The organism is Streptomyces sp. NBC_00250, from assembly GCF_036192275.1.
Taxonomy (GTDB): domain Bacteria; phylum Actinomycetota; class Actinomycetes; order Streptomycetales; family Streptomycetaceae; genus Streptomyces.
This window is the reverse complement of record NZ_CP108088.1, coordinates 6,489,129-6,506,383: the sequence shown is the minus strand read 5'-3', so window position 1 is coordinate 6,506,383 and position 17,255 is coordinate 6,489,129. Positions and strand designations below refer to the sequence as shown.

At 71.2% G+C, this 17,255-nt stretch carries 12 protein-coding genes; 3 read left to right on the top strand and 9 right to left on the bottom strand.

The annotated features are described in order from the left end of the window. Positions 1-47: 47 nt before the first annotated feature. The 6 genes from OG259_RS29470 to OG259_RS29445 form a co-directional block, all read right to left on the bottom strand. The gene (locus OG259_RS29470; protein ID WP_328945004.1) at positions 48-1,763 is read right to left on the bottom strand and encodes a carbohydrate-binding module family 20 domain-containing protein; all 1,716 of its coding nucleotides are present in this window, start codon (positions 1,761-1,763) and stop codon (positions 48-50) included. Positions 1,764-1,885: 122 nt separating this feature from the next. After that, positions 1,886-2,983 (bottom strand): LacI family DNA-binding transcriptional regulator, encoded by a 1,098-nt coding sequence (locus tag OG259_RS29465; protein WP_266891138.1) that lies wholly within the window; start codon positions 2,981-2,983, stop codon positions 1,886-1,888. Then, on the bottom strand, positions 2,971-4,638 hold the full coding sequence (locus tag OG259_RS29460) for a glycoside hydrolase family 13 protein (RefSeq protein ID WP_328945003.1): 1,668 nt from the start codon (positions 4,636-4,638) through the stop codon (positions 2,971-2,973). The genes OG259_RS29465 and OG259_RS29460 overlap by 13 nt, the downstream gene beginning before the upstream one ends. 47 nt (positions 4,639-4,685) lie before the next feature. Next, positions 4,686-5,591 (bottom strand): sugar ABC transporter permease, encoded by a 906-nt coding sequence (locus OG259_RS29455; RefSeq protein WP_443052041.1) that lies wholly within the window; start codon positions 5,589-5,591, stop codon positions 4,686-4,688. Next, entirely contained in the window at positions 5,588-6,601 is a 1,014-nt protein-coding gene (locus OG259_RS29450; protein WP_328945002.1) for a carbohydrate ABC transporter permease, read from the bottom strand. The genes OG259_RS29455 and OG259_RS29450 overlap by 4 nt, the downstream gene beginning before the upstream one ends. A gap of 19 nt (positions 6,602-6,620) precedes the next feature. After that, on the bottom strand, positions 6,621-7,895 hold the full coding sequence (locus OG259_RS29445) for an extracellular solute-binding protein (protein WP_328945001.1): 1,275 nt from the start codon (positions 7,893-7,895) through the stop codon (positions 6,621-6,623). A 358-nt stretch (positions 7,896-8,253) separates the two neighbouring features. On the opposite strand from OG259_RS29445, the gene OG259_RS29440 reads away from it, so the two are divergent. Both OG259_RS29440 and OG259_RS29435 read left to right on the top strand, forming a co-directional pair. Continuing rightward, positions 8,254-9,282, top strand: a complete 1,029-nt coding sequence (locus OG259_RS29440; protein WP_328945000.1) for a LacI family DNA-binding transcriptional regulator — start codon at positions 8,254-8,256, stop codon at positions 9,280-9,282. Between the two features lie 121 nt (positions 9,283-9,403). Then, positions 9,404-10,333 carry a phosphatase PAP2 family protein gene (locus OG259_RS29435; RefSeq protein WP_328944999.1) on the top strand — a complete coding sequence of 310 codons (930 nt, stop codon included), beginning with the start codon at positions 9,404-9,406 and terminating at the stop codon, positions 10,331-10,333. Here the strand turns inward: OG259_RS29435 and OG259_RS29430 are convergent. After that, the gene (locus OG259_RS29430; RefSeq protein WP_328944998.1) at positions 10,317-11,894 is read right to left on the bottom strand and encodes an amidohydrolase; all 1,578 of its coding nucleotides are present in this window, start codon (positions 11,892-11,894) and stop codon (positions 10,317-10,319) included. The two genes, OG259_RS29435 and OG259_RS29430, sit on opposite strands and share 17 nt — an antisense overlap. Then, a complete protein-coding gene (locus OG259_RS29425; RefSeq protein WP_328944997.1) occupies positions 11,795-13,426 on the bottom strand; it encodes an APC family permease in 1,632 nt (543 codons plus the stop codon). Before OG259_RS29425 ends, OG259_RS29430 begins: the two co-directional genes overlap by 100 nt. 101 nt (positions 13,427-13,527) lie before the next feature. Here OG259_RS29425 and OG259_RS29420 point away from each other — a divergent pair, with 101 nt between their 5' ends. Then, a complete protein-coding gene (locus OG259_RS29420; RefSeq protein ID WP_266891153.1) occupies positions 13,528-14,139 on the top strand; it encodes a TetR/AcrR family transcriptional regulator in 612 nt (203 codons plus the stop codon). Between the two features lie 26 nt (positions 14,140-14,165). Here OG259_RS29420 and OG259_RS29415 read toward each other — a convergent pair whose 3' ends face one another. Further along, complete coding sequence (locus OG259_RS29415; RefSeq protein ID WP_328944996.1) at positions 14,166-17,153, bottom strand: bifunctional [glutamine synthetase] adenylyltransferase/[glutamine synthetase]-adenylyl-L-tyrosine phosphorylase; 2,988 nt, start codon at positions 17,151-17,153, stop codon at positions 14,166-14,168. Between the last annotated feature and the right edge of the window lie 102 nt (positions 17,154-17,255).

Genomic DNA, 17,255 nt, shown 5'->3' with positions numbered 1-17,255 from the left:
GGTGGGAGGGCCGCCCCGGTGGGGGCGACCCTGGAGAGAAAGGAAGGTCAGCTGCGGAACGTGTCGTTCAGGACGAGCTGTCCCGAGGCGGGGACGGTCGCGGTGCGGTTGGCGCCGGACTCCCAGGTGACGTTTCCGGCGGCGTCCTTGCGGAGGTACTTGTACTCGAAGGCCGTTCCGGCGGGCAGGCCGACGGTCAGCTTCCAGACGGGGTACGTGGCCGGGTCGAGCTTCAGGGCGGCGGCCGGGGACCAGTTGCCGAGCTCGGCGCGGTTGCCGGTGACGTAGATGTTCTGGCCGACCACGGTGGTGGCGGTGGCGTTGAAGGACGCGCCCGAGGTGGCGGGCGGGGTCGTCGGCGGGGTCGTCGGGGTCGTGCCGGAGCCGCAGTTCGTCGCGTTCACGTGCAGGGCGAGCGCCGTGTTGGCGCCGAGGGTGGCCGTGAGCTGGCCGGATCCGTTCACCGTCACGGCCGTGTTCGACTGGACGTCGCAGTAGGAGCCGGCGGGCAGCGAGGTCTGGAAGGTGCGGGTGAGCGCCGAAGGCTCGTGGTTGATGGCCACGTACGCCTTGGAGCCGCGGCCGAACGCGATCGCGTTGTTGCCGTTGTCCCACCAGTCGGTGACGGCCTGGCCGCGCGCGGTGTTGCGGAAGGCGACCATGGAGGAGATCTCGCGCCAGGCGTGCTGGCACTTCCAGCCGTCGGTGTAGCAGGCGTTCACCTGGCCGCCGTTGGGCGGGCCGGCGTCCTTGTCGGTCCACTCGTAGCCGGAGTGGACGTCGGGGGCTCCGTAGGGCCAGGCGAGGGCGAAGACGGAGGCGAGGGTGTAGTTCGCGCCGTCCTTGTAGGAGAGGGTGTCGCCGCCGCGCTCGGTGTCGTGGTTGTCGACGAAGACGCCGGCCTGGCCGGAGGGCATGTAGCCCCAGGCCTCGCCGAAGTTCTTGAGGTAGGAGAGCTTCTCGCTCTGCACGATCCGCTTGAGGTCGCGGGCGTAGCGGAACTCCTGGACGTCTCCGCTGCCGAGGTACTCGCTCGGGGAGACGGCCTCGCCGGCGCCGAAGATGGCCTCCTGCTTCCAGTACACGCCTGGGTTGGTGAGCCGCGACTTGATGTTGGCGAGGTCGGCGGCCGGCATGTGCTTGGCGGCGTCGATGCGGAGGCCGTCGACGCCGAGGGAGAGCAGGTCGTTGAGGTAGCCGGCTATCTTCCCGCGGACGTGGTCCTCGCCGGTGTCGAGGTCGGGGAGCTGGACCAGTTCGCAGTTCTGGACGTTGCCGCGGTCCTGGTAGTTGGTGATCGAGGAGCGACAGTCGTCCATGTCGGAGCCGGAGTAGAGGCCCGGGTAGTCGTACTTGGAGAACGGGGTCCCGCCCGTTCCCGTACCGGAGCCGTTCGCCATGTGGTTGATGACGGAGTCGGCGACGACCTTGACGCCGGCCGCGTGGCAGGTGTCGATCATGTTCTTGAAGGCGGTGCGGTCGCCGAGTCGTCCGGCGATCTTGTAGCTGACCGGCTGGTAGGAGGTCCACCACTGGCCGCCCTGGAGGTGTTCCTGGGGCGGGGAGACCTGGACGTATCCGTATCCGGCGGGGCCGAGGCGGTCGGTGCACTCGCGGGCGACGGAGGCGAAGTTCCACTCGAACATCACCGCGGTGACGTCCTTCTCACCGGGCGGGCCCGCCTGCGCCAGGGCGTTGCCCGTGACGGCCACAGCGGCTCCCGCCACGAGGGCGAGTGCAGCTGCCACGGTCTTTCTGGCCATGATTCCTCCTGCTGACTTCACTGTCGCAAGAAGTTGCCGAAAGTCTCAGCAACTGTTTTCAGCCGTGACCGTACGAGTGCCCCGACGCCCGGTCAACCCTCCGGACACCGCAACGCAAGTTGTTACGTAAGGACTTGCGGGACCGTCTGCGGGTGGACGGCCCTGGCCGGCGGCTGCGCCGTGGAGCCGCGGACCACCAGCTCCGGCTGGAAGACGAACTCCGTGCGCTGCACGGGATTCCCCTCGATCTCCTCCAGGAGCGCGCCGACGGCCGCCGTCGCCATGGCCTGGACGGGCTGGCGCACGGTGGACAGCGGCGGGCTGGTGAAGGCGATCAGCGGCGAGTCGTCGAAGCCGACGACGGAGACGTCCCCGGGCACGTCGAGGCCCTGGGCGCGGACGGCACGGATCACTCCGAGCGCCATCAGGTCGGAGCCGCAGACGATGCCGGTGCAGCCCTCGCGGAGCAGGATGTCGGCGGCCGCGTGCCCGCCCTCGACACCGAAGAGCGTGGGTCTGATGAACCGTTCCGCGTCCGCGCGTTCGACGCCGAGGAGCTCGTACAGCTCGGCGGTGAAGCCCTCGGCCTTGCGGCGCGAGGGCACATAGCGGGTGGGGCCGATGGCGAGGCCGATCCGCTCGTGGCCCAGCTCGACCAGGTGCCGCACGGCCATGCGGGCCGCCGCCCGGTCGTCCGGGGAGACGAAGTTGGCGTCGATGTTCTCGTTGTAGCCGTTGATGAGGACGTACGGCACGCCCCGGGCGGTCAGCCGGGCGTACCGCGCCGGGTCGGCGGAGGCGTCCGCGTGCAGCCCGGAGAGGAAGACGATGCCGGCCACCCCGCGCTCCACCAGCTGCTCGACGAGCTCGTCCTCGGTGGCGCCGCCGGGCATCTGGGTGCAGAGCACCGGGGTGTAGCCGTGTCCGGCGAGGACCTGTTCGACGACCTGCGCGAACGCCGGGAAGATCGGGTTGGTCAGCTCGGGCACGACGAGGCCGACGAGGCCCGCGCTGCGCCGTTTCAGCCGTACGGGACGCTCGTAGCCGAGCACGTCGAGCGCCGCGAGCACCTTGTGCCGGGTCGCGCCGGCCACCCCCGCCTTGCCGTTGAGGACTCGGCTGACGGTGGCCTCGCTGACCCCCGACTGGGCCGCGATGTCCGCGAGCCGCGGGGCGCCGTTCCCGGCGCCCCGCGGCAGGGGGATCGTCACACCGCCCACCAGGCGGTCGAGTCGGCGGGCAGGACCGCCTCGTCGTCGACGACGGTGATCTCCTCGTTCGAGAGAAGGAACCGGCCGGGCAGCGGGACGGAGATGGCCCGGCCGGTGGTGTTGGCGATGCAGGCGAAGCCGTCACGGCGGAAGGAGAGCACACCCTCGGGTGCCTCCAGCCACTCGACGGCCTCGCCCGCACCGAGTCCGGGCTGCGCCCGCCGCACGGCGAGGGCGCTGCGGTAGAGCTCCAGGGTGGAGCCGGGGTCACCGGTCTGCGCCTCGACGCTCAGACCGGCCCAGGTGGTGGGCTGCGGCAGCCAGGAGCCGCCGTCGCCGAAGCCGTACGAGCTGCCCTCGACGGTCCACGGGATCGGCACCCGGCAGCCGTCGCGGAAGCCGTCCTGGCCGGACGCCCGCCAGAACGACGGGTCCTGACGGACCTCGTCGGGCAGGTCGGTGACGTCGGGCAGGCCGAGCTCCTCGCCCTGGTAGACGTACGCCGAGCCGGGCAGCGCCAGCATCAGCAGGGTGGCGGCGCGGGCTCGGCGCAGGCCGAGTTCGCGGTCGCCGGCCTCGCGCAGCTGGGTGCCGAGGCCCGCCGGGTTGGCGAAGCGGGTGGCGTGCCGGGTGACGTCGTGGTTGGAGAGCACCCAGGTGGTGGGGGCGCCGACCGGGCGCATCGCTTCGAGCGAGTCGTCGATGACGCGGCGCAGTTCGGCGGCGTCCCAGTGGGTGCCCAGGTACTGGAAGTTGAAGGCCTGGTGCATCTCGTCGGGGCGCACGTAGTTCGCGGTGCGGTCGACGGTGGGGGTCCAGGCCTCGGCGACGAGGACGCGCTCGCCGTCGTACTCGGAGAGGACCTTCCGCCAGGAGCGGTAGATCTCGTGGACGCCGTCCTGGTCGAAGAAGGGCATGACGTCGTTGCCGAGCAGCTTCAGCTGGTCGTGGGCGCCGAGGTCGGGCAGGCCCTCGGCCTTGACCAGTCCGTGGGCGACGTCGACGCGGAAGCCGTCGACGCCCATGTCGAGCCAGAAGCGGAGGATCGAGCGGAACTCGTCGCGTACGGCGGGGTGTTCCCAGTTGAAGTCGGGCTGCTCCGGGGCGAAGAGGTGGAGGTACCAGTCGCCGGGGGTGCCGTCCGGGTTCTCGGTGCGGGTCCAGGCGGGGCCGCCGAAGATGGACTCCCAGTCGTTGGGCGGCAGTTCGCCGTTCTCGCCCTTGCCGGGACGGAAGTGGTAGCGCTCGCGCAGGACCGACCCGGGGCCCTCGCGCAGCGCGCGCTGGAACCACTCGTGCTGGTCGGAGGAGTGGTTGGGGACCAGGTCGACGATGATGCGCAGGCCCAGCGCGTGGGCTTCGCGGATCACGGCGTCGGCGTCGAGGAGCGAGCCGAACATGGGGTCGATGGCCCGGTAGTCGGCGACGTCGTAGCCGGCGTCGGCCTGTGGCGAGGCGTAGAAGGGGGAGAGCCAGACGGCGTCGACGCCGAGTTCCTTGAGGTACGGCAGCCGGCTGCGGATGCCCTCCAGGTCGCCCATGCCGTCGCCGTTGCCGTCGGCGAAGCTGCGCGGGTAGACCTGGTAGATCACCGCGTCTCTCCACCAGCCCGTGTGCGTGCCGGTGGTCGGGGCGTCGGCCGGGGTGGCGAGATGCTGGGTCATGTCTTCCCTGGGAGGTAAGGAGAGGCGTACAAGAACGGTGATCGGGCTCAGCCCTTGACGGCGCCGGCGGACATGCCGGTCACCAGGTGCCGCTGGGCGAGGAGGAACACCAGTGCCGCGGGGATGGCGATCAGGACGGAGGCCGCGGACATCGGGCCCCACTGGGCGCCGTACTGGTTGACGAACTTCTGGAGTCCGCCGGCGAGCGTGAGGTTCTCGTCGCCGACCATGAAGGCGGAGGCGTAGGCGACCTCGCCCCAGGCGGTGATGAACGAGTAGAACGCGGTGACCGCGATGCCCGGCTTGGCGAGCGGCAGGATCAGCCGCCAGAACGTGCCGAACGGGGTGAGGCCGTCGACGTAGCCGGACTCGTCGATCTCGCGCGGGATGGTGTCGAAGAAGCCCTTCATCATCCAGGCGCAGAACGGGACGGCGATGGTCAGGTACGTGATGACCAGGCCGGCCGGCTGGTTGAGCAGGCCCATCGACGCCATGATGTTGTAGATCGGCACGATCAGGACGGCGACCGGGAACATCTGGGTGATGAGCAGCGTCCACATCAGGCCGCGCTTGCCGGGGAAGCGGAAGCGGCTGACGGCGTAGCCGGTGGTGGCGGCGATGAAGACGCCGACGACGGTGGTGAGACCGGCGACGAGCAGCGAGTTGGCGAACCAGGTGAGGAACGGGGTGTCCTTCAGCAGGTTCGTGTAGTTCTCGATCGTCGTCTCTTTGACGAAGTCCGTGGTGGTCGCGTACTTCGCGGGCTTGAGCGAGGTCAGCAGGACCCACAGCACCGGGAAGACGGCGATCGCGGAGGTCACGATCAGCGTGACGTGCAGCCCGACGGAGGCGAGCGGCGAACGCCGGTTGCGGACCGGGGTGTTCACGGCCCGGTGGGCGTTCGCGGCCCGATGGGTGTTCGCGGTACGGGGGGTGGGCGTCGTGGTGGTCACCAGACTTCTCCCTGCTTGCGGAGGACGCGCCGGTAGAACGCGGCGAAGACCATCAGGAGGATCAGGATGAGGACGCCCCACGTGGACGACTGGGCGAAGTCGCGCGGGCTGATCTCGAAGGAGAACTTGTACGCCTGGGTGACGAGGATCTGGGTGGCCTCGCCGGGCCCGCCCCGGGTGAGCAGGAAGATCACCGGGAACATGTTGAAGGTCCAGATGGTGCTCAGCAGGATCACCGTGGTGCTGACGGACCGCAGTCCGGGCATGGTGATGTGCCGGAAGCGCTGCCAGGCGCTGGCGCCGTCCATCTCGGCGGCTTCGTACAGCTCGCCGGGGATGGACTGGAGCCCGCCGAGGAGGGCGACCATCATGAAGGGGATGCCGAGCCAGACGTTGACGGCGATGACCGAGAACTTGGCCCAGGTGGGGTCGTTCAGCCACGGGATGCCGTCCATGCCGACGCCCGAGAGGATCTGGTTGAGCATGCCGCGGCGCTCGTCGTAGAGGAAGCGCCAGGCGAAGACGGAGACGAAGCCGGGGACCGCCCAGGGCAGGATCAGCAGCATCCGGTAGAAGGAGCGGCCGGCGATCCTGCGGTTGAGGATGTTGGCGAGGGCGAGGCCGAGGCCGAAGGTGACGGCCACGCAGGAGACGGTCCACAGGACCGTCCACCCCAGGGTGGCGAGGAACTGGCTGCCGGTCACCGCGTCGACGTAGTTGTCCAGGCCGACGAACTCGTACGTCGCCGGGATCTCGTTGACGCCGATGCTGCGGGCTACGTTGCGCTCGTTGGCATCGGTGAACGACAGGTAGACGCCGCGGACCAGCGGGTAGCCGATGATCACGCCGAGGACGACGACCACCGGGGCGACCATGGCCCAGGCGTACCAGTGGGTGGAGAGGGATCGACGCACGGCGCCGCCGTTGTGACCAGTACCGCGGCTCCGGCCGCGGGTGACACTGTCACCCGCGGCCTTCGCCACCGACTGGCTGGGAGTGTCCACAGCCATCAGTCGGCCTGCCTTCCTTCTACTTCCAGTCCTTCAGGAGCTTGCGGTAGGACTCGCCGATCGCCTTGGCGCCGGCGTCCGGGCTGGTCTGGCCGGTGAGCACCTTGGTGTACTCGACCTTGACCGGCTCGAAGAGGCTGCCGCCCTCGGGGATCCAGGGGCGCTCGACCGCCTTCTCGACGACGGGCTTGAAGAAGCCGATCATCTCGTTGGTGGCGACGTCCGGCTTGGTGTAGACGGACTGACGCGTCGGCAGGAGGCTGAGCTCCTTCGCGATCGTCGTCTGGCTCTCGACCGAGGTCATGTACTCGGCGAAGGCGTAGGACGCGTCGAGGTTCTTGGAGCCCGCGTAGACGGCGAGGTTGTGGCCGCCCTGCGGGGCGCCCTGGCCGGCGGAACCGGCCGGGACCGGGGCGATGCCCAGGTTCGCCTTGTCGGCGAACTCCTTGCCGGCGAAGGTGTCGGCGACGGCCCACGGGCCGTTGATCATCATCGCGACCTTGCCGTCCTTGAAGGACGCCTGCATGTTGTCCCAGCCGTTGGTGGCGTCGGTGATCGCCGCCTTGGAGTCGACCAGGTCCTTCACCGTGGCGAGGGCCTTCACGCCGGCGGGGTCGTCGATGGTGATCGTCTTCTTCTCGGCGTCGACGAGGTTGCCGCCCTCGCCGTACAGGAAGGAGAGGAACCAGTACGGGTCGTCGCCGCGCAGGTACAGGCCGGTCTTGCCGGTCTTCTGCTTGATCTTGGCGGAGACGGTCTTGAGGTCGGCGATGGTCTTGGGGACCTCGACGCCGGCCTCCTTGAAGATCTTCTTGTTGTAGAAGATGCCCATGGAGTCGATGACCTGCGGGACCGCGTAGGTCTTGCCCTTGTACTGGGTGGAGGCGGAGGCCTGCTTCAGGAAGTCGTCCGCGCCCTTGAGGGCCGGGGTGCCGTCGAGCGGGGCGAGGTAGCCGAGGTCGGCGAACTCAGGGGTCCAGGCGACCTCGGAGCGGATGACGTCGGGGGCGCCGGAGCCGGACTGCGCGGCGTTCTTGAACTTGTTCTGCGCCTCACCGAACGGCACGTTCACGTACTTGACGGTGACCTTCGGGTGCTTCTTCTTGAAGTCCTCGGCGACCTTCTTGAAGACCTTGTCCTCGGAACCGACCGTGGAGGTGTCCCACCAGGTCACGGTGCCGGAGAGCTCGCCCGAGCTCTTCGAGCCGCCGTCCGAACCGCCGTCACTACCGCACGCCGCCAGGGTCACGCCCAGGGCCGCGACCAGCGCGGTGGCCGCTATGCCACGCCGCATGTGAACTCCTTCGAAGATCCCGGGGGGACGAGGGGCTGGAACCTTCCTCATGCGACCGCTCCCTCGCGGCGCTCCGGGTTGCCAGGAACGTAACAGGGATGAAAACGAGCCGAAAGACCTTGCGAGAACTTTCTGCAAGGACCGGGGATCGTTACATCCACGTGTCCCTAAGGTTGCCGTCGAATCGCTTGACACCAGCTGACACACGCCCCTCACGCGCCGTACGGGCCCGCGCGCACGCCCCGATCACGCCACGCGCGCCCCGCAAAACCTGCAAGACCTTGCGGAGTGGCTTGCATCACCCGTACCTGACCCGTGCGGTGGGCAATACGCCCCGTGACCGGTACAGTCCATCCCCATGACCGCGCGGCTCTCCGACATCGCAGCCCAGGCGGGGGTCAGTGAGGCCACAGTCAGCCGCGTGCTCAACGGCAAGCCCGGTGTGGCCGGGGCCACCCGTGAATCCGTCCTTGCCGCGCTCGACGTGCTCGGCTACGAGCGACCCGTACGACTGCGCCAGCGCAGCGCGGGGCTCGTCGGCCTCATCACCCCCGAACTGGACAACCCGATCTTCCCCGCGCTCGCGCAGGTCATCGGACAGGCCCTGACCCGGCAGGGATACACCCCGGTGCTCGCCACCCAGACCCCCGGCGGGTCCACCGAGGACGAGCTCACCGACATGCTGGTGGAGCGGGGCGTCGCCGGCATCATCTTCGTCTCCGGACTGCACGCCGACACCACCGCCGACATGACGCGCTACGACCAGCTGCGCGGCAAGGGTGTCCCGTACGTCCTCCTCAACGGTTTCTCCCCCAAGGTCCAGGCGCCCTTCGTCTCCCCCGACGACCGGGCCGCGATGCGGCTCGCGGTGACGCACCTGGCCGCGCTGGGGCACACCAGGATCGGGCTGGCCGTCGGACCGAAGCGGTTCGTGCCGGTGCTCCGCAAGATAGAAGGCTTCCAGAAGGGCATGGAGGAGCGGCTCGGCCTCGGCTTCGAGGAGTCCGAGGCGCTGATCCAGCACTCCCTCTACACCCTGGAGGGCGGCCAGGCCGCCGCCGGGGCGCTGATCTCCCGCGGCTGCACCGCGGTGGTCTGCGCGAGCGACATGATGGCGCTCGGCGCGATCCGGGCCGCACGGCAGCAGGGGCTCGACGTCCCCAGGGACGTCTCCGTCGTCGGTTTCGACGACTCTCCCCTCATAGCGTTCACCGATCCGCCGCTGACCACCATCCGGCAGCCCGTGCAGGCGATGGGGCAGGCGGCGGTCCGCGCGCTGCTCGAAGAGGTCGGGGGCACTCCCGCCCCGCACTCCGAGTTCGTCTTCATGCCCGAGCTGGTCGTCCGCGGATCGACCGCCTCCGCTCCGCCCGCCGTACGAACCTGACCCTGCGCCCGACCCTGAGGCAACCCCCGTACGACCTCCTTCCTGAGGTGGACCGGGTGCGCCCCGAACCCGTCCGAGGGATGATCGGTCGGGGGGAAGGGATCTGGCAGACTCTCCTCCTATGGGTGAAACGACCGTGAAGAGTTTGGACAACCGGACGACCCCGTCGTCACCCACCATCGTGGCCGACGGCAGGTTCGCGCGCCTGCGTGCGCGCACGCCGCGGCGTCCCACGATCTGGTTCGAGATACTGCTCATCGCGGTGAGCTACTGGACGTACTCGCTCATCCGCAACGCGGTGCCGGAGCAGAAGGCCCAGGCGCTCAAGAACGCCGACTGGATCTGGCGGGCGGAGGAGTCCCTCGGCCTGGCCTTCGAGCACGCCGTCAACCATGCCGTGAACTCGGTGACATGGCTGATCGTGTCGATGAACTACTACTACGCGACGCTGCACTTCGTCGTGACCATCGGTGTGCTCGTGTGGCTCTACCGATGGCACCCGGGCCGTTACGCGGCGTTCCGTACCGTTCTGTTCGCCACCACCGGTGTCGCCCTGGTCGGTTACTACCTGTACCCGCTCGCGCCGCCCCGGCTGATGAACGGCCAGGACTTCGTCGACACGGTGCTGGTCCACCACACCTGGGGCTCGATGGCCTCGGGCAACCTCAAGCACGTGTCGAACCAGTACGCGGCGATGCCGTCGATGCACATCGGCTGGTCCCTCTGGTGCGGCGTGACGATCTTCCTGCTCGCCAAGGCGCCCTGGGCGAAGATCCTGGGCCTGCTCTACCCGACGGCGACCCTCGTCGTGATCGTCGCCACCGCGAACCACTTCTGGCTGGACGCGGTCGGCGGCATGATCTGCCTCGCCTTCGGCTTCGCCGTGTCCTACTTCTGGTACGGCTCCCGCCCGCACCGCCTGCCCAAGCTGGTCGAGCCGATGCCGGGCGCGGTGACACGGAGCGGTCCGCCCCCGAAGGCGGAGGCGGACCGTGAGGACGCCGTCACGGAGAAGAGCGAGTCCGGACGGTCGGTCAGTTCCGGTAGGTGATCCGGCCGCCGGCGACGGTGAGGCGGATGGGGGCGTTCTCCGTCTCGTCCGCCGGGGCCTCCACCGGGTCCACCGTGAAGGCCGTGAGGTCGGCGCGGTAGCCGGGGGCGATCCGGCCCGCGAGCGCCTCCTCCCCCGCCGCGACCGCCGCGTGCGTGGTCATCCCCTCCAGGGCCATCAGGCCGGTGAGCCCGTGCCCGGCCGAGGCCGCGCCGCGCGGAGCCCGCGCGGTGGCGAGGACCTGGCGGGCGTCGTGGTGGGCGATGGGCCAGTCCGAGCCGAGCGCCAGGTGCGCCCCGGCGTCCCGCAGGTCACGCATGCGCCAGGCGCGGGCCGCCCGCTCCTCGCCGAGCCGCTTGGACCACTCGTCGGTGTGGTCGGCGCGGGTGTACGCGGTGTGCGGGGGCTGCATCGAGGCGACCACGCCGAGTGCGGCGAAGCGCCCGAGCTGGTCGTCGGGGACCGTCTCGATGTGCTCGACGCGATGGCGGGGACCGCCCGTACCCAGGGCTTCCACGGTGTCGAGGACGTGCCGTACGGCGGCGTCGCCGATGGCGTGGGTGGCGGTGCCGACCCCCGCGCGGTGGAGGTGGCGCACGGCGGCGGAGTACGCGGCCGGGTCGGGCCAGAAGGCATCGGTGCCGCGGCCGTGGCAGTCGGCGTGTTCCAGCCAGGCCGTGCCGCCCTCGACGGTGCCGTCCATGAAGAACTTCACGCCGCCGATCGCCCACATCCGTCCGGCCCGCCCCTGGAGCCGTACGAGCCCGTCCAGCTCCTCCTCGGTGGCGCCCGGCATGCACCAGGGTGCGAGGCGGAGGCGCAGGGGCAGCTCGCCGTCCTCCTCCAGGGCGGCCAGGAGACCGGGTACGTCGGGTCCGCCGAGGTCCATGACGTGGGCGGAGGTGAGGCCGGTGGCGGCCATGCCGGTGAGCAGGTCGACGAGCCGGTCGCGGCGCTCCGTGTACGGCTGGGTGGGCAGGACCGGGGTCATCAGGTCCATGGCCGCGTGCTCGACGAGATGCCCGGTGGGGCGCCCGTCGGCGTCGCAGACGATCTCGGAGAGCTGGGCGAAGGTCCGGGGCCCTTCGATGCCCGCGGCCTTGAGGGCCGCCGCGCCGGCCAGGGCCGAGTGTCCGTCGTAGAGGCGCAGGTGGGCGGGGGCTCCGCCGAGGACGTCTTCGATCAGGTCGCGGTGGACGGGGCGGCCGCCGAAGACGTTGTGGTCGAGGCCGAAGCCGATGATCCAGCCGTCGCGGCGCTCGGCGCCGCGGAGGGCGGCCCGCAGTCCGTCCAGGTCCCTGACACCGGACAGATCGGTGCCGGTGGACATCTCCAGGCCCCAGACGGGGTGGCTGTGGGCGTCGGTGAGACCGGGGGTGAGGGTGGCGCCTCCGAGGTCGACGACCTCGGTACCGGGGCCGCGCCAGGCGCGGGCGTCGGTGGCGTCGCCGAGGGCGGTGATCAGTCCGTTGCGGACGGCGACAGCGGTGTGGCCGCTCGGTTCGGGGGTACGGACGCGGGCGTCGACGAGGAGGAGGTCGGGGGCGGGGGCTGCGGACACGAGGGGTCGGCTCCTTCGGCGTGCGGCGCGGCGGGCAGGTCGGTGGGCAGGTCGGTGGGCGGTTCCGCGAGCAGGTCGGGGTGCGGCTCGGCGGGCTGGTCGGTGGGCTCTTCGGCGAAGTGGGCGTAGACCTCGGGGCGCGTGCGGCGCAGCCGGTACGCGAGGAGGAGCCCCAGGACGAGGACGGTGGGGACGACCGCGACGAGGACCGTGTTGACGGTCGGGGACGCGCCGGTGAAGAGCGCGACCTTGGAGGCGACCAGCCAGATCGCCACGGCGAGCAGGGCGGCGGCGGTGACGGGGGCGACGAGGGTGCGCAGGGCGCCCTCCTGGTGCGGGACGCGCCGGAAGTAGCGCACGACGGCGAGGGCGGCGAGCAGCATCAGAGCCATGAGCCCGAGCATCCCGGGGGTGTTCACCCAGAGGAGCAGCTGGGTGTACGGGTCGGCGCCGGCGGCCGCGAAGCCGAGGACGACGGCCGCGCCGAGCACGGTCTGGGCGAGGCCCGCGACGTACGGGGAGCGGTGGCGGGGGTGGATCCGGCCGAGGGCGGCGGGCAGGACGCCCTCCTCGGCGAGGGCGAGGCAGTAGCGGTTGATCGCGTTGTGGAAGGCGAGCAGCGAGGCGATGATGCTGGTCACGATGAACACGTGCATCAGGTCGGCGGCCCAGGGGCCCACATGGGTGGTGATGGCGGCGAAGAACAGTCCGCCGGTGTCGCCCGCGGCGGCCGCGACGACCTGGTCGTCGCCGAAGGCCTGGATCACGGTCCAGACGACGAAGGCGTAGAACAGGCCGAGGAAGCCGACCGCGATGTAGGTGGCGCGGGGGATGGTGCGGGCGGGGTCGCGGGCCTCGCGGCGGTAGATCACGGTGGATTCGAAGCCGGTGAAGGCCGAGAAGGCGAAGGCCAGGACGGCCGCCGTGCCGGGTACGAGGACGTTGCCGGGGGCGAAGGACGCGAGGGAGAGTCCGTTCGCGCCGCCCTTGAGGAGCACGCCGCCGGCGAGGAGGACGAGTATGCCGGTCTCGGCGACGAGCAGGACGCCGAGGACCTTGGCGCCGAAGTCGATGGAGCGGTAGCCGCCGTACCAGATGAGCAGCAGGCCGGCGAGGGCGATCGGGAGCCAGGGCAGGTCGGCGCCCCACAGGGCGTGGGAGGTGTCGGCGGTGGCGGAGCCGAGGAGTCCGTAGACGCCGATCTCCATGCCGTTGTAGCCGACCATGGCGACCAGGGCGGCGGCGATGCCGAGCGGTTTGCCGAGCCCTTGGGCGATGTACGCGTAGAAGGCGCCGCCGCTGCGGACGTGGCGGCTCATGGTGGTGAAGCCGACGGCGAAGATCGCCAGGGTGATGCCGGCGAGGAGGTAGCCGGCCGGGGCGCCGATGCCGCCGAGGACGAGGGCGATGGGGGCGACACCGGCCATCACGGTGAGCGGTGCGGCGGCGGAGACGACGAAGAAGGAGATGTCGGCGGTGCTGAGGGTGCCGGTGCGCAGGCCCGGTGGCTCGTCGGTGGTGCTGGAGGACATGCGGGGAGAGGCCCCTTCTCGTAAACCTAAAGGCTTTCGGTTGGCGCAATGTAGCCTCGTGCCCAACGATTCGGGAAGACCTGAACAGCGGGAGAACGTCCATGGGCCGGCCCCACAAGCCCCTCCTCGACCGTGCGCGCATCACGACCACGGCGCTCGAACTCGTCGACGAGCAGGGCGACTTCAGCGTCCCGCAGATCGCGCGACGGCTCGGGGTGCAGACGGCCTCGGTGTATCACCATGTGGACGGCAGGGACGGCATCGTGGAGCTGCTGCGGGAGCGGGTCTGTGCCGCCATCGACGGCGGCACGCTCGACGGGCAGCCCTGGGACACGGCCTTCGCCGCCTGGGCGCGCTCCTACCGGGCCGCCTTCGCCGCCCACCCGAAGGCGATCCCGCTGCTCACCGGCTCGCCGGTACGCGCCCCGAGGGTCCTTGAGCAGTACGAGCAGGCGGTCGCCCTCCTCCTCGACGCGGGCTTCGCCCTCCCGGACGTCATGCCGGTGATCATCGCCCTGGAGAACCTGGTCCTGGGCTCGGCCCTCGACATGGCCGCCCCGGAGGCGATGTGGGAGCTGGCCGACGACACGTCGACCCCACGCCTCGCCCGGGCCCTGGCCGCCTTCCCCGAGGGCGGCCGCACCGACACCGCCTTCGAACTGGCCCTGGCCGGCTACCTGGCCCACATACGGGGCCTCCCGGACGAGGAGTAGGCGCCGGGTCGCAAGGCGTGCGGGGCCTACGCCCCGTAGAACAGCTCCTCGACGACGGCCCTGGCCCGGCGGGTGATCCGCCGGTAGTCGTCGACCATCTCGCCGACATGACCGGACTCGTACCCCAAGTACCGTCCCACCGCCGCGAGTTCACGCGGGTCCGAGGGGAAGGTGTCGCCGGGCCGGCCGCGGACCAGCATCACCGCGTTGCGGACGCGGGTGGCGAGCACCCACGCCTCGTCCAGGGTCTGCGCCTCCTCCGTCGGGATGAGGCCGGCCGCGTGGGCCGCGCCGAGCGCCTCGCGGGTACGGGTCGTCCGCAGCCCCGGCTCCACCCAGCCGTGCCGCATCTGGAGCAGCTGGACCGTCCACTCCACGTCGCTCAGCCCGCCGCGCCCCAGCTTGGCGTGGAGCGTCGGGTCGGCGCCGCGCGGCAGCCGCTCGGACTCCATCCGGGCCTTGAGGCGGCGGATCTCACGGACCGCGTCCTCGCCGAGGCCCTCGGCGGGATAGCGCAGCGGGTCGACGAGCTCGATGAAGCGGTCCGCCAACTCGCGGTCGCCCGCCATGGGTTCGGCGCGCAGCAGCGCCTGGCTCTCCCAGACCAGGGACCAGCGGTGGTAGTAGGCGGCGTACGACTTCAGCGTTCGGACCAGGGGACCGCTCTTGCCCTCCGGCCGCAGGTCGGCATCGATCAGCAACGGCGGGTCGGTGGTGGGGAGTTGGAGGAGCCTCCGCATCTCGGCGACCACCCGGTTGGCGGCCCTGGCCGCCTCCTGCTCGTCGACTCCCTCGCGCGGCTCGTGCACGAACAGGACGTCGGCGTCGGAGCCGTAGCCCAGCTCGTGGCCTCCGAAGCGGCCCATGCCGATGACCGCGAACCGGGTGGGCAGTTCGTCGCCCCACTCGGCGCGGACCGCGGCCCGCAGGGCGCCCGCGATCGTCGCCGCGTTGAGGTCGGTGACGGCCTCCCCCACCCGGTCGACGAGTGCGCCCGGGTCGGGTTCGCGGGGGCTGTCCTCGGTGCCGTACGAGCCGATGAGATCGGCCGCGGCGGTACGGAACAGCTCCCGGCGGCGCACCCCCCGGGCCGCCGCGACGGCCTGTTCGGCGTCGTCCGCGCGGCCCACCGCCGCCAGGACCTCCTGCTGCAGATGGTCCAGGCCGCGCGGCTTCAGCCCCTCCGGGTCGCCGAGCAGCGCGACCGCCTCGGGGGCGCGCAGCAGCAGGTCGGGGGCGAGGCGCCCGGCGGAGAGCACCCGGGCGAGGTTCTCGGCGGCGGCGCCCTCGTCGCGGAGCAGCCGCAGGTACCAGGGGGTCTTGCCGAGGGCGTCGGAGACCTTGCGGAAGCCGAGCAGGCCGGCGTCCGGGTCGGCCGAGTCGGCGAACCAGCCGAGCAGCACCGGGAGCAGCGTCCGCTGGATCGCGGCCTTGCGGCTGACCCCGGAGGCCAGCGCCTCCAGGTGGCGCAGGGCGGCGGCGGGGTCCTCGTAACCCAGTGCTTCGAGCCGCTGTCCGGCCGCCTTCGGGCTGAGCCGGATCTCACCGGGGGCGAGCTGGGCGACCGCGTCGAGCAGCGGCCGGTAGAAGAGCTTCTCGTGGAGGCGTCGGACGACGGCCGCGTGCCGCTTCCACTCCTTGTTCAGCTCGGCGACCGGGTCGGTGCGCAGTCCGAGCGAGCGGCCGAGGCGGCGCAGATCGGCCTCGTCCTCGGGGACGAGGTGGGTGCGGCGCAGCCGGTACAGCTGGATGCGGTGCTCCATGGCCCGCAGGAAGCGGTAGGCCTCGTCGAGCTGGGCGGCGTCGGCGCGGCCGACGTAGCCGCCGGCGGCGAGGGCGGCGAGCGCGTCGAGGGTGGTGCCGCTGTGCAGTCCCGCGTCGCTGCGGCCGTGCACGAGCTGGAGGAGCTGGACGGCGAACTCGACGTCCCGGAGGCCGCCGGGGCCGAGCTTCAGCTCGCGTTCGACCTGGGCGGCCGGGATGTTGTCGACGACGCGGCGGCGCATCTTCTGCACGTCGGGGACGAAGTTCTCGCGCTCGGCGGCCTGCCAGACCAGCGGGGAGACGGCGTCGATGTAGTGGGCGCCGAGCTCCGGGTCGCCGGCCACCGCGCGGGCCTTCAGCAGCGCCTGGAACTCCCAGGTCTTCGCCCAGCGCTGGTAGTACGCGAGGTGGGAGGAGAGCGTACGGACGAGGGGGCCGTTGCGGCCCTCGGGGCGCAGGTTGGCGTCGACCGGCCAGATGGTGCCCTCGACGGTGGTCTCCGAGCAGATCCGCATCAGGTGCGAGGCGAGCCGGGTCGCGGCCTGCAGGGCCTTCCCCTCGTCGGCGCCCTCGACCGGCTCCCCCACGAAGATCACGTCCACGTCGGAGACGTAGTTGAGCTCGTGGCCGCCGCACTTGCCCATCGCGATCACGGCGAGCCGGCACATGGCGGCGTCGACGGGCGCTGCGGTCCGGGCGATGGCGAGCGCGGCGCGCAGGGTCGCCGTCGCCAGGTCGGCGAGCTCGGCGGCGGTCTCGGCGACATCGGTCGTGCCGCACACGTCTCGGGCCGCTATGGCGAGCAGGCACCGGCGGTAGGCGACCCGCAGCGACACCGCGTCGACGGCCTCGGCGAGCCCCTGCTCGAACTCGGCGACCCCCGGATGCAGGTCGACCGCCTCGTAGGTGACGAGGGACTCCCAGTCGCGCGGGTGCTTGGCCAGGTGGTCGGCGAGTGCCTCGGAGGCGCCGAGCACCCCGAGGAGCCGGTCCCGGAACGGCTTGGCGGCGAGGAGGGTGGCGGTGAACGTCTGCCGCTCGGTCTCGGGCTGCGCCTCGACCAGGCGGACGAGGCCGCGCAGGGCGAGGTCGGGGTCGGCGGTGGCGCCGAGGGCGTCGAGGAGGACGGGGTCCCCGCGCAGGGCGGACAGCTCGGGCACGTCGAGCAGCCGCTCGGCCCCGGAGGGATCGGTGAATCCGTGCCGCAGCAGACGTGAGAACGTACTGCTCCTGCGTCCCGGAACCGTCATTCCGCCGCTCCCTCCGAGCAGGTCCGCCTCAGGGTCCGCCCCAGGGCGCGTCCCGGGGTCGAACCCGGGCGGATCGAGCCTATCCGCAGCGATGGACGGGGG

Bases quoted from the DNA above. Each gene is read 5' to 3' on its own strand.
- OG259_RS29415 (WP_328944996.1), bottom strand. From the start codon at position 17,153: ATGACGGTTCCGGGACGCAGGAGCAGTACGTTCTCACGTCTGCTGCGG.
- OG259_RS29440 (WP_328945000.1), top strand. From the start codon at position 8,254: ATGACCGCGCGGCTCTCCGACATCGCAGCCCAGGCGGGGGTCAGTGAG.
- OG259_RS29420 (WP_266891153.1), top strand. From the start codon at position 13,528: ATGGGCCGGCCCCACAAGCCCCTCCTCGACCGTGCGCGCATCACGACC.
- OG259_RS29445 (WP_328945001.1), bottom strand. From the start codon at position 7,895: ATGCGGCGTGGCATAGCGGCCACCGCGCTGGTCGCGGCCCTGGGCGTG.
- OG259_RS29450 (WP_328945002.1), bottom strand. From the start codon at position 6,601: ATGGCTGTGGACACTCCCAGCCAGTCGGTGGCGAAGGCCGCGGGTGAC.
- OG259_RS29460 (WP_328945003.1), bottom strand. From the start codon at position 4,638: ATGACCCAGCATCTCGCCACCCCGGCCGACGCCCCGACCACCGGCACG.
- OG259_RS29470 (WP_328945004.1), bottom strand. From the start codon at position 1,763: ATGGCCAGAAAGACCGTGGCAGCTGCACTCGCCCTCGTGGCGGGAGCC.
- OG259_RS29435 (WP_328944999.1), top strand. From the start codon at position 9,404: ATGGGTGAAACGACCGTGAAGAGTTTGGACAACCGGACGACCCCGTCG.
- OG259_RS29425 (WP_328944997.1), bottom strand. From the start codon at position 13,426: ATGTCCTCCAGCACCACCGACGAGCCACCGGGCCTGCGCACCGGCACC.